At 37.9% G+C, this 12,314-nt stretch carries 9 protein-coding genes; 7 read left to right on the top strand and 2 right to left on the bottom strand.

The features are described 5' to 3' along the window. The first annotated feature begins 377 nt into the window (after positions 1 to 377). From aspA to AABK36_RS07865, 4 genes are all read left to right on the top strand, one after another. The gene (gene aspA, locus AABK36_RS07880) at positions 378 to 1,787 is read left to right on the top strand and encodes an aspartate ammonia-lyase (protein ID WP_309939289.1); all 1,410 of its coding nucleotides are present in this window, start codon (positions 378 to 380) and stop codon (positions 1,785 to 1,787) included. A 10-nt stretch (positions 1,788 to 1,797) separates the two neighbouring features. After that, positions 1,798 to 2,874, top strand: a complete 1,077-nt coding sequence (locus AABK36_RS07875; RefSeq protein WP_309939288.1) for a type II asparaginase — start codon at positions 1,798 to 1,800, stop codon at positions 2,872 to 2,874. Between the two features lie 71 nt (positions 2,875 to 2,945). Continuing rightward, positions 2,946 to 4,277 (top strand): anaerobic C4-dicarboxylate transporter family protein, encoded by a 1,332-nt coding sequence (locus AABK36_RS07870; protein WP_309939287.1) that lies wholly within the window; start codon positions 2,946 to 2,948, stop codon positions 4,275 to 4,277. 27 nt (positions 4,278 to 4,304) lie between these two features. Continuing rightward, positions 4,305 to 5,567 carry a DcaP family trimeric outer membrane transporter gene (locus tag AABK36_RS07865; protein WP_309939286.1) on the top strand — a complete coding sequence of 421 codons (1,263 nt, stop codon included), beginning with the start codon at positions 4,305 to 4,307 and terminating at the stop codon, positions 5,565 to 5,567. 74 nt (positions 5,568 to 5,641) lie between these two features. Here AABK36_RS07865 and fbaA read toward each other — a convergent pair whose 3' ends face one another. Continuing rightward, complete coding sequence (gene fbaA, locus AABK36_RS07860) at positions 5,642 to 6,706, bottom strand: class II fructose-bisphosphate aldolase (protein ID WP_309939284.1); 1,065 nt, start codon at positions 6,704 to 6,706, stop codon at positions 5,642 to 5,644. A gap of 405 nt (positions 6,707 to 7,111) precedes the next feature. On the opposite strand from fbaA, the gene AABK36_RS07855 reads away from it, so the two are divergent. After that, positions 7,112 to 9,073 carry an aconitate hydratase gene (locus AABK36_RS07855; RefSeq protein ID WP_309939283.1) on the top strand — a complete coding sequence of 654 codons (1,962 nt, stop codon included), beginning with the start codon at positions 7,112 to 7,114 and terminating at the stop codon, positions 9,071 to 9,073. Between the two features lie 61 nt (positions 9,074 to 9,134). Continuing rightward, positions 9,135 to 9,836 carry a 16S rRNA (uracil(1498)-N(3))-methyltransferase gene (locus AABK36_RS07850; RefSeq protein ID WP_309939282.1) on the top strand — a complete coding sequence of 234 codons (702 nt, stop codon included), beginning with the start codon at positions 9,135 to 9,137 and terminating at the stop codon, positions 9,834 to 9,836. Here AABK36_RS07850 and AABK36_RS07845 read toward each other — a convergent pair. Further along, on the bottom strand, positions 9,826 to 10,473 hold the full coding sequence (locus AABK36_RS07845) for an NUDIX hydrolase (protein ID WP_309939281.1): 648 nt from the start codon (positions 10,471 to 10,473) through the stop codon (positions 9,826 to 9,828). The two genes, AABK36_RS07850 and AABK36_RS07845, sit on opposite strands and share 11 nt — an antisense overlap. Positions 10,474 to 10,647: 174 nt before the next feature. Between AABK36_RS07845 and pgi the strand changes: the two genes are divergently transcribed. After that, positions 10,648 to 12,297 (top strand): glucose-6-phosphate isomerase, encoded by a 1,650-nt coding sequence (gene pgi / locus AABK36_RS07840; protein ID WP_309939280.1) that lies wholly within the window; start codon positions 10,648 to 10,650, stop codon positions 12,295 to 12,297. The last annotated feature ends 17 nt before the right edge of the window (positions 12,298 to 12,314 follow it).

Genomic DNA, 12,314 nt, shown 5'->3' with positions numbered 1-12,314 from the left:
AGTAAAGACAAATCAATAACATTTACTATTTATCAAAAACATAAGCTTACATTTTAATAAATACTCTGATATACTTTTCATATGACATCCTATTAGGAAATGAAATTCAACCTATAGCATATTATTAATTGAAAATATTTTTTTAACAACACCTCAAAATTAAAAACTGCACTATTATTGCCAATACATAAATTAAGATATATTCATTAAGAATATTTCATGAATTAATCATTCGTAATAATCCTTTTAAATCTTTTTAGCAAACAGATTAATGCAAGCCTATTAGGAAATTTAGCACAGCTATTGATATGCAAATTTGTGAAAGGCGCAATATCCAATGCTTAACAATAAATAGAAATCAATTAAATTTTTAAAAAATGAGCCAAAACACCCGAATTGAACACGACTTTTTAGGAGAAAGAGAACTTGACGACAGTGCCTACTATGGAGTCCAAACACTAAGAGCTTTGGATAATTTTCATATAACTGGAATACCTATTTCTTCCACTCCACTCTTCATTAAAGGTTTAGCTTATGTAAAAAAAGCGGCGGCATTAGCCAATAAAGAACTCGAGGTTATCGAGCCAAAAGTTGCTGATGCGATATGCAAAGCTTGCGACTCAATTATAGTAGGCGAACTCATTGATCAATTCAAAGTAGACGTGCTACAAGGTGGTGCTGGAACTTCCACAAATATGAATGCCAATGAAGTAATCGCCAATAAAGCTCTTGAAATACTTGGCGAGCCTAAAGGAAATTACGATGTGGTTCATCCCAACAACCATGTAAACTTTTCTCAATCAACGAATGACGCATACCCTACTGCATTTAGAATTTCCCTGTTCATGCTGATCAATGAGCTTCTAGACTCGATGAATCAACTGGAAAAATCATTTTCAAAAAAAGGAGAAGAATTCAAGAATGTGTTGAAGATGGGAAGAACTCAACTTCAAGACGCAGTTCCAATGTCTTTAGGGCAAGAATTCAACGCATTTTCAGATACGATCAAAGAAGATATTAAAAGAGTCGAAGAAGCTAGAGATCTGATCACAGAAATAAATTTAGGAGCTACAGCTATTGGAACTAGAGTAAATGCTCCGATAGGATATCCTGAACTAGCGACCAAACATTTAGCGGAAATCACTAATATTCCTGTCACACTTTCGCCAAACTTGGTAGAAGCAACTTCTGACACTGGAGCATATGTGCAGATCTCTGGGGTATTTAAAAGAGTTGCAGTAAAAATATCAAAGATTTGCAATGACTTGCGATTGCTTTCTTCAGGACCTAGAGCCGGATTAAACGAAATCAATCTACCTCGAATGCAACCAGGATCTTCAATCATGCCGGGAAAAGTAAACCCTGTAATTCCTGAAGTTATGAACCAAATTGCTTTTCAAGTGATTGGAACTGATGTTACTATTTCTTTAGCAGCGGAAGGCGGACAATTGCAATTAAATGTAATGGAACCGGTTATCGCTTACAACCTGTTTAACAATATCCAAATACTTAAAAACGGGTTCAACACGCTAAGAGAAAAATGCATTGATGGCATCACGGCTAATGAGGAGATCTGCAAAAACATGGTGTTGAACTCAATTGGAATCGTAACTCAACTCAACCCTATCATAGGTTACGAAAACTCAGCATCCATAGCCAAAGAAGCTTTACAAACAGGAGGTTCTATCTATGATATAGTATTGGAAAGAAAGCTTATGACAAAAGAAAAGCTTGACGAAGTGCTATCTGTTGAGAATCTTATGAACCCGAAATTCATCAATAAATAATTTCATTGTTATGCAATCAAATCTCTTTAACAATCTAAGATCAAGCATATTAATCATTGCTTTGATGGCTATTGTGTCCATTGACGCACTAGCGCAGAAAAAACCAAATATTGTAATTTTAGCGACTGGCGGCACAATCGCAGGAGCCGGAGGCTCCTCTGTAAAAGGCCAATACAAAGCAGGTCAATTACCGGTAGAAGAGTTAATTGAAGCGGTGCCTGAAGCTAAGGAGTTCGCTAACCTTTCAGGGCAGCAAGTAGCTAACATCGGTTCACAAGCCATGAACAATGAGACATGGCTGAAAATCGCTAAGAAAATCAAAGAGCTAGCCAATGATGACAATGTGGACGGCATCGTTATCACACACGGTACGGATACAATGGAAGAAACAGCATTCTTTGTTGATCTAACTACCGCGACTGACAAGCCCATCGTTTTTGTAGGAGCAATGAGATCAGCTACAGCTCTCTCAGCTGACGGCCCAAAAAACCTTTACAATGCCATAGGGATAGCTGCAAGAAAAGATTCTTGGGGAAGAGGTGTATTGGTAACATTGAATGATGAGATCATCGCTGCAAGATTCGTTACGAAAACCAACACTACTGCAGTAAACGCTTTCACAGGAAGAGAATTCGGAATCTTAGGATATGTATACGATGCTGTTCCAGTATACTATCAAAGAACTGAAAAAAGAACCACTGCTGAAACTGTGTTTGACATCACAGATCGCACATCCCTGCCTCAAGTTGACATCGTATACGGTTACTCAAACACTAACGAAAATCTAATCAAAACGCTTATCAATGAAAAAGTGGATGGAATAGTATTCGCTGGTGTAGGAAATGGGAACATATACCCAACTGCAATGGATCAACTGGAAAGAGCGGTAAAACAAGGCATCAAAGTAGTGAGATCGGCGAGAGTTGGGTCTGGTCGCACGACGCTTGGAGCGGAAGTTGACGATGAAAAATATGGTTTCATCGCATCAGATTTCCTCAACCCGCAAAAAGCTCGTGTTCTACTAATGCTTTCTCTTACAAAAACTAAAGACTACGTGAAAATTCAGGAAAACTTCTTAGAATTTTAATCTTCGATACCACCCAAAAGAGCATGGCATAGATCATGCTCTTTTGTTTATACGCATTTAAATATCAACATATGTTTTGGATAGAATTTATTCTTGTAATAGGTGCCATTTTCATTGGAGCAAGACTCGGAGGTATAGGGCTTGGGGTAATGGGGGGAATGGGACTTATCATACTTACTTTTGTTTTTGGTCTCCAACCAACGGCTCCTCCAGTAGATGTTATGTTGATGATAATATCGGTCATCACGGCAGCTTCATGTTTGCAAGCCGCAGGGGGAATGGATTATTTAGTGAGCATTGCTGAAAATATTCTCAAGAAAAACCCAAAAAGAATCACTTTTTACGCTCCTCTAGTAACCTACACTTTCACCCTTTTCGCAGGGACAGGCCATGTAGCATATTCCGTTCTACCTGTTATTGCTGAAGTTGCTACAAAAACGAAAGTTAGACCAGAAAGACCTTTGAGTATCGCCGTTATCGCTTCTCAACAAGCTATAACCGCAAGCCCAATATCAGCCGCGACTGTTGCTTTAGTTGCTTTATTATCAAGCCAGGGCATTGAGCTCATTGATATACTTATGATATGTATCCCGTCGACCATTTGCGGTGTTCTCGTTGGAGCATTATCGGTCAACAAAATGGGTAAAGAACTTGAAAAAGACCCTGAATTCATCGAAAAAATGAAAGACCCTGAATTTGTAAAAGCTCTTTTTGATGAAAAAAGCGAAAAAGAAGAAACTAAAACAATCGATAAAAAAGCTAAAATATCGGTAGCTCTCTTCTTGTTCGCAGCAATTTCTGTAGTCTTTTTTGGGACTTTCCCAGAATTAAGACCCAGCTGGAACATTGATGGAGAGCTCATAAAGCTAGGCATGCCGGCAACTATAGAAATGGTAATGCTAACCATTGCCGCATTGATTCTAATCACTAGCAAGGTGAATGTCAAAGCTGTATCTAATGGAACAATATTCAAAGCTGGCAGCGAAGCTGTAATCGCGATTTTTGGTATAGCTTGGATGGGTGACACATTCATCAAAGGCAATTACGAGTTCATAAGCTCTGGCATAGAAAATATGGTACAATCTGCTCCGTGGACATTTGCTATCGCTCTATTTATAATGTCCATTTTGCTTTACAGTCAAGCCGCCACTATCAGAGCCTTGATGCCACTAGGAATCGCCTTAGGAATTCCTTATCCATTCTTGATCGCCATGTTCCCGGCTGTTAATGGGTATTTCTTTATACCTAATTATCCTACAGTCGTCGCCGCGATTGGGTTTGACAGAACAGGAACAACTAAAATTGGGAAATATGTAATCAATCATAGTTTTATGAGGCCGGGGTTAGTCGCCTCTTTTGTAGCAATTGCTGTAGGCTTTGGACTTGCAGGAATTTTACTCTAAACCATTACGCTCAAATTCTAAAACAATATGAAACATTCTACTTTTTTATTGGCTTTACTAGCCTTAGCAATATCTTTCCAAGGATATGCAAATGGAGGAGGAGGCAACAAACCTTCTCCTAAAGTAAAAGGATTTACTGTTTACACTACTCCAACTACAGAAAGTGAATCTCAACCTAAATTCCGCGTTGATGTAGGAGGACTGATCCAGCTAAACTCACTATATGATATTACCGGTGGAGTACCTGATGATGAGATCTACATACAAAATATCGCTCCAACAGGAACCGATACTTGGAGAAACAAAAGATTCCATATGGACGGTCGACAAAACAGGATCAAAGTCGAAAGTTTCTACGATACTGGAGACGGTGAAATCATCACAACTGTAGAAGGTGACTTTCATGGAAGTGGAGGACATATATTCAGATTAAGATTGGGGTGGGTCGAATACAAAGGGTTTAGATTTGGTTTTGACTGGACAACAATGAGTGATGGTAATGCTTGGCCAAATGTATTTGACTTCAACGGTCCTTCTTCTGTTCTTTGGCAACGTAAAGCTATTGCTAGATACACACATGTTTTCGGCAAGAAATTCACGGTTCAAATCGCTGCGGAACAACCAGACTTTTCAATTGATTATACCAATGTCGTTGGGACGGAAACTCCTGTTGACAACAGAACAATTGGCAGAATCAATCAATCAGTTCCTGATATTGTTGGCGCGGTTGGCTATAAGTACAACAACGGATCAATATTGAGACTTGCTGGTATCATTAGATCATTTCGTTACGCAACTTTAAATACTGATGAAACTGTCAATGCTAGAAAAACGACGATCGGAGCTGGAGCAAGTTTAACTGGTAAATTCTACCTTTACAGTAAAAGTAATATTATATTCCAAGCAAACTATGGTCGAGGATTAGGAGACTACTATGTAACTACATGGGGATTCCCAGGATGGGATGCATTGCCAAGTTTAACAGGGGAAAATGTGGCCGTGCCTCCATCGTATGGTATTATGGGAGCCTATCAACATTTTTGGGCTAGAAAATGGAGCTCGACATTCACATACTCATATCTTTTTATTGACAAGCCAAAATATGATGGATATGACAGATTTGACGGTGACGCGATCCTAAAAGGTCATTATACATCAGGCAACGTATCTTATCATGCTACTGATGCATTCCAAATAGCCTTAGAATATGTTTATGCCAATAGACATGATATAAACGATGTATTCGGACAAGCAAATAGAGTATATTTTGCCGCCCAATATTGGTTCTAAAATGTAGAATTAAATTCATAAAAAAATAGGTTGCCGAATTCGGTAACCTATTTTTTTATTCAAAATGCTTTTAACTAAGCATTTCTATTAATGCAATTCAAATCTTCAAATGCTTGCTCCAATCTTGTAACAAATGACTCTTGAGCTTTTCTCAACCAAACTCTTGGGTCATAATATTTTTTGTTTGGAGAATCATCACCATCCGGGTTACCAATTTGGCTTTGCAAATAAGCTTCATTAGACTTGTAATAGTTCATGATACCTTCCCAAGTAGCCCACTGCATATCAGTATCGATATTCATCTTAATAGATCCATAACCTAAAGCTTCCTTGATCTTAGCAGGCTCTGAACCAGACCCACCATGGAATACAAAGTTTACTGGATTGTCAATTGTATTATGCTTTTCTTTGATATAAGCTTGAGAATCTCTTAAGATTTCAGGCTTAAGAACAACATTTCCTGGCTTATAAACACCATGAACGTTACCAAAAGAAGCTGCAATCGTAAAATTAGGGCTTACTTCCAATAATTGCTCATATGCATAATTCACCTCCTCAGGTTGAGTATAAAGTTTAGAAGCATCAACATCTGTGTTGTCAACACCATCTTCTTCACCACCAGTAATACCCAATTCGATCTCTAGCGTCATTCCGATTTTCGCCATTCTAGCCAAATACTTCTTGCAGATTTCGATATTCTCTTCAAGAGGCTCTTCTGACAAGTCAATCATGTGAGAAGAAAACAAAGGCTTTCCATGCTCAGCGAAATGCTTCTCTCCTGCTTCCAACAAACCATCGATCCATGGCAATAATTTCTTAGCGCAGTGGTCAGTATGAAGAATCACTGGAACTCCATATTGCTCCGCTAAAATGTGAACTTGCTGAGCTCCTACGATAGAACCTGCAACAGCCGACCTTTGATTTTCATTAGATAAGCCTTTACCTGCGAAAAAGCTAGCCCCTCCATTGGAGAATTGAACGATAACAGGCGAGTTTACTTTAGCCGCAGTCTCTAATACTGCATTCACTGAGTCCGAACCAATTGTGTTCACAGCTGGCAAAGCGTACTTGTTTACATTCGCATCTCTTAGCAACTGAGACACCTCATCACCAAATAAAACTCCTGATCTAAATTTCATAATATTTTTTTTTGAATCGTAATTTGTTTTCGACCTTGCAAAATTTATAATTTTCGAAATATATTTAAATGATGCAGGTCATTATTTAAAAATAATAGAATGAATTTTTGTTGCTAAATTTCACAGCTAATAAAGCTAAAAACTCCTTGAGTACAACTCATAAATAGATTATACAATATAATTTTTACAATATTCACATATACTTTTAATCAAAGTCCAATAAAGTATAATCATTTCATAGATATTTCTGAATATTTGAGCATTAATAATTTTATTTCATGAATTTTGAGTAAATATTTTTTTACCTTCTTAAAATCACTCCTTTAAGATAAACCCATCAATTTAAAAACATTTTCATTATCTCAATTAGTTGTATTGCTAAGTCCACCTTAAAATTCTATAATAATGCAGTCTCAACTCAATGTATCTCAAAAGCTGATAAAATCACATCTTCTGACAGGAAATATGATTCCTGGTGAAGAAATTGGGCTAAAAATAGATCAAGCGTTAATGCAGGATGCTACAGGAACACTTGTGCAACTTGAGCTTGAGGCCATGGGTTTAAAGCAAGCTAAGACAGAAATAGCAGTTCAATACGTGGATCACAATCTGCTTCAAACAGATTTCAAAAATGCAGACGATCACATGTTTTTGAAATCAGCAGCAGAAAAATTCGGACTTTGGTTTAGCAGACCCGGCAATGGAGTAAGTCATCCTGTGCATATGGAAAGGTTTGGAAAACCTGGAAAAACAATGGTGGGCTCAGACAGCCATACATGCGCTGCCGGTAGCATGGGAATGCTTGCAATGGGAACTGGAGGCATCGATGTGGCAATGGTTATCGCTGGAGAGCCTTATTACGTGAAAATGCCCAAAATCTTCGGAATTCACCTTAAAAATAAATTGCCCGATTGGACAAGCGCCAAAGATGTGATTCTTGAAATGCTCAGACGATATGATGTCAAAGGCGGAAGAGGATACATTTTAGAATATTTCGGAGAAGGATTGGACAGCCTTACCGCTATGGATAGACATGTCATCGCAAACATGGGAGCTGAACTTGGCGCAACAAGCACAGTCTTTCCATCTGATCAACAGACACTAAAGTTCTTAGAACAACAAGGAAGAGCTGAAGATTGGCAAGAATTAGTTGCTGATCCTGAATGTGATTATGACAAATACGATGAAATAGATCTTTCAAAACTTGAACCTTTAATAGCATGTCCAAGCAGTCCCGGTAAAGTTGTCACTGTCAAGGAGGTGGCAGGCAAACCTGTTTATCAATGTGTCATAGGCTCTTCAGCAAACCCGGGATACAGAGACTTTTGGGTGGCAAGCAAAATACTGAAAGGCAAAATGACTCATCCAAGCGTATCATTAGACATCAACCCCACTTCAAGACAAATTCTTGAGAATTTAACAACAGATGGCCACTTATCAGACCTTGTCCATAGTGGCGCTAGGATACACCAATCAGGTTGCATGGGTTGCATCGGAATGGGACAAGCTCCGGCAACAGGCAAGATTAGCTTGCGAACCATGCCTAGGAACTTTCCGGGAAGATCTGGAACAGAGAACGATCAAGTCTACTTATGCAGCCCAGAAACCGCTGCGGCATCAGCGCTTACAGGCGTAATTACCGACCCAAGAGATCTTAATAAACTTTACGGATTGAAGTATCCTAAATATTCTTCCTCTCAAAATACGGAAATCAATATGGAGATGTTGATCGCTCCAGATAGTGCCAAATCAGAAAATGATTTAGAAAAAGGGCCTAATATTAAAGCTATTCCAATAACATCGCCATTAGAAAATTCCATTTCAGCGCCAGTGCTGTTAAAAATGGACGATAATATATCAACCGATGAAATTTTAAAAGCGGGAGCCAATGTTCTGCCGTTCAGAAGCAATATACCTGAAATAAGTAAATGGACGTATTATATCATAGACCCTGACTTTTATGAGAGAGCAATGGAAAACAAAGAAAAGAATTCGAGTTTTATCGTAATCGCAGGTGAAAACTATGCTCAAGGGTCTAGTCGCGAACATGCTGCTTTAGCTCCAAAATTTCTCGGTCAATCGTGTGTTATAGCAAAGAGCTATGCTAGAATAGGTTGGCAAAACCTTATAAATTTCGGCATCGTTCCTTTAGAGTTTGTCAACCCAACGGATTATGATTTAATTGAAAATGGCGATAAATTAACACTCAACAACTTGCCAGAGCTTATCAAATCAAGAAAGCCAATAGAAGTGATTATTGGCAATAAAAAACAAACTATTTTAGCAAAGCATACGCTTAGCGATCGACAAATAGAAGTTTTATTAGCTGGAGGACAAATCAATTACTTCCGTCAAAAACAGTCATAATTCTTAATTATATATTTTCTTTCTCTATTTTTGAGAAAGAAAATACTTAATCCTTTATCAAGTGACTGTTTTTTATTTATCGGAAATCAATAGTAATCAAGTAACACTTTCAGAAAGTGAATCAAAACATTGCATTAGAGTCTTAAGAAAGAGCATAGGCGACACAATCCATTTATGCGATGGCAAAGGATCTCTTTTCGAATGTAAAATAATTGAAGCAAATCCTAAAAAATGCAAACTGGATATTGTAAACACAGAGCGTTTCGACAAACCAAATCATTATATTCATATAGCTGTAGCTCCTACCAAAAATATTGACAGAATCGAATGGTTTGTAGAAAAATCTGTTGAATTTGGCATTCAAGAAATCTCATTTTTAAAGACCTCGCATTCTGAAAGAAAATCCATAAAGCTTGAACGCATAGAAAAAATCGCTATTAGCGCGATGAAGCAATCCCAACAATGGCACAAACCAATAATCAACGATCTAACAAACTACGGTGATTTCTTACCACAGTTGGACGATTCTTATCAAAAACTAATTGCTTATGTCGATCTTGAAAATAACCATCAACTAAAAGATGTCGCGATACCTAACAAAAAAATCTGCATCCTCATTGGCCCTGAAGGTGATTTTTCCCCTGAAGAAATCAAAAACGCGTTCGCCTTAAATTTCAAACCTGTTGGGCTTGGCAAAAGCAGACTAAGGACTGAAACAGCCGCATTAGCAGCATGTCACACCTTAAACCTTATCAACGATTAAGATAAGAATCATGAAACAACTCAAGTGCCTCAGCCAAAATCATCGCTGTGGCACCCCATACACTTTCTCCTTCCACATCTATCACAGGCACATCAAAATCTCCGGACCTTGTAATAATAGTTCTACTTCCCCCCTTCTTCATTTGACTTAGCATATCATCGCAATTGCCTAGCAATATTTTTTGCACTTCTTTATCATCCAAATCAAAATTCAATTCTGATTTAGCCACAGCTACAAATGGGTGTATTATAAACTTGCTAACCAAAACCTTCACTGGAGTAATGCTGCCTACTAAAGAGTAAGAATCATTTCTTATGCCTATTTCTTCATACGTTTCCCTTACAGCAGTATTTTCAAGAGTCATATCAACCATATCAACTTTACCTCCGGGCAAGCTTATCTCATTGGAGTGATGTCCATTATAAACATTTCGTTTGATCAATGGAATACACCAGCCTGATTTAAGCCTATAAAATAAAATCATAACAGCGCTATCTCGATACCCATTCAAGTCATCCAAAGAAAACCTCTCAATTTCTTCAACTCTTGGCAACATTTTTTGATGAGCAAATTTCCCAGGGAGATCACCTAAATAAACTCTTTTTTCTAGAGATTTTAACAATGCTTCGTTTTTCATAAATATCAATGCATACGATTGCTTCTCGCAGCTGTGTTAATTTGTCTTAATTGTAAACTCATTTATGCAAACTATTGTATATTGCACACCTGATGCCAAACCTAGGCACATTTTTAGAACAACTAAATTACTATAGTTGACTCCGTTTTTTTATCAAAATAAACCAAAAAATTGATGCTAAACCAAATTGATCCTACACAAACTCAAGCTTGGAGAGAGCTAGAATCTCAGTTTGATCAAATTAAAAATGTTCATATGAAACAGCTTTTCGAAAATGACCCTTCGAGAGCTGACAAATTCAAAATCGAACTTGAAAACATTTATATCGACTATTCTAAAAACATCATAGATAGCGACATATTCGATAGTTTGATAAAACTTGCTAATGAATCAGGACTTTCCGATGCCATCAAAGCGATGTTTGAAGGAGCGGCGATTAATCAAACAGAAAACAGAGCTGTGCTACACACAGCGCTAAGAAACCGTTCGGACAAGAAGGTGATTGTGGATGAAGAAGATATGATGCCTGAAATTCGCAAAGTTCTTGATCAGATGAAGTCATTTTGCCAACAAGTTCACTCTGGAGAATGGAAAGGCTACACAGGGAAAAAAATCACTGACATCGTCAATATTGGCATTGGCGGATCTGATTTAGGTCCTTATATGGTGACAGAAGCCCTAAAGCCTTATAAAGTTGAAGGCATTACATCTCACTTTGTATCCAATGTTGACGGAACTGATATCAGCGAAACACTCAAAGCTATCAACCCTGAAACAACCTTATTCCTAATTGCTTCTAAAACGTTTACCACTCAAGAAACCATGACCAATGCCCACTCGGCAAGAAAGTGGTTTTTAGAAAGCGCAAAAGAAGAAGGCCATATCGCTAAGCATTTCGCTGCCTTAAGCACTAATTCATCAGCAGTTGTTGAGTTTGGAATAGCTGAAGAAAACATGTTCGTCTTTTGGGATTGGGTTGGAGGACGCTACTCATTATGGTCAGCGATTGGCCTTTCGATCGCTTTGAATATTGGATATGACAACTTTGAAGATCTTTTAGAAGGCGCTTTTGAAATGGATAATCATTTTCAAAACTCTGATTTTGAGGACAACGCGCCTGTAATATTAGCTCTAATAGGTATTTGGTATAATAATTTCTTCAAAGCCGAATCCATGGCTATGTTGCCTTATGACCAATATTTGCATAGATTCCCTGCTTACTTCCAACAAGGCGATATGGAGAGCAATGGCAAATACATTGATAGAAAAGGTGAAAAAGTAAACTACCAAACTGGTCCAATCATCTGGGGAGAGCCGGGAACTAATGGTCAACACGCATTCTATCAACTTATACATCAAGGAACTAAACTAATCCCATGCGACTTTATAGCTCCGGCTATTAGTCACAACCCGATTAGTGATCACCATGAAAAGCTTTTAGCTAATTTCTTTGCTCAAACTGAAGCTTTGATGAAAGGAAAGACCAAGGAAGAAGTTACTGAAGAGTTAAAATCAAAAAACCTGAGCCAAGAAAATCTCGATAAAATCGTTCCTTTCAAAGTCTTTGAAGGAAACAAACCAAGCAACTCAATACTTGTCAAAAAAGTTACTCCAAAATCTTTAGGAGCCTTAATCGCCATGTATGAGCATAAAATTTTCGCTCAAGGCGTAATTTGGAATATTTTCAGCTTTGACCAGTGGGGTGTTGAACTAGGCAAACAATTGGCTTCGAATATTCTACCTGAATTATCTGGAGACAACAACGTTACAAGCCATGACGCTTCGACCAACAATCTGATTAATAAATTCAAAGCATACAGATAAAAATAAAAAAGCCGGAT

The sequence above is a fragment of the Aureibacter tunicatorum genome (genome assembly GCF_036492635.1).
Lineage (GTDB): Bacteria > Bacteroidota > Bacteroidia > Cytophagales > Cyclobacteriaceae > Aureibacter > Aureibacter tunicatorum.
The sequence above is the reverse complement of the archived record's forward strand: the minus strand, read 5'-3'. Positions and strand labels throughout refer to the sequence as shown.

Coding starts and splice junctions, on each gene's coding strand:
- AABK36_RS07865 (WP_309939286.1), top strand. CDS start 4,305: ATGAAACATTCTACTTTTTTATTGGCTTTACTAGCCTTAGCAATATCT.
- AABK36_RS07845 (WP_309939281.1), bottom strand. CDS start 10,473: ATGAAAAACGAAGCATTGTTAAAATCTCTAGAAAAAAGAGTTTATTTA.
- AABK36_RS07875 (WP_309939288.1), top strand. CDS start 1,798: ATGCAATCAAATCTCTTTAACAATCTAAGATCAAGCATATTAATCATT.
- AABK36_RS07855 (WP_309939283.1), top strand. CDS start 7,112: ATGCAGTCTCAACTCAATGTATCTCAAAAGCTGATAAAATCACATCTT.
- fbaA (WP_309939284.1), bottom strand. CDS start 6,706: ATGAAATTTAGATCAGGAGTTTTATTTGGTGATGAGGTGTCTCAGTTG.
- AABK36_RS07870 (WP_309939287.1), top strand. CDS start 2,946: ATGTTTTGGATAGAATTTATTCTTGTAATAGGTGCCATTTTCATTGGA.
- pgi (WP_309939280.1), top strand. CDS start 10,648: ATGCTAAACCAAATTGATCCTACACAAACTCAAGCTTGGAGAGAGCTA.
- aspA (WP_309939289.1), top strand. CDS start 378: ATGAGCCAAAACACCCGAATTGAACACGACTTTTTAGGAGAAAGAGAA.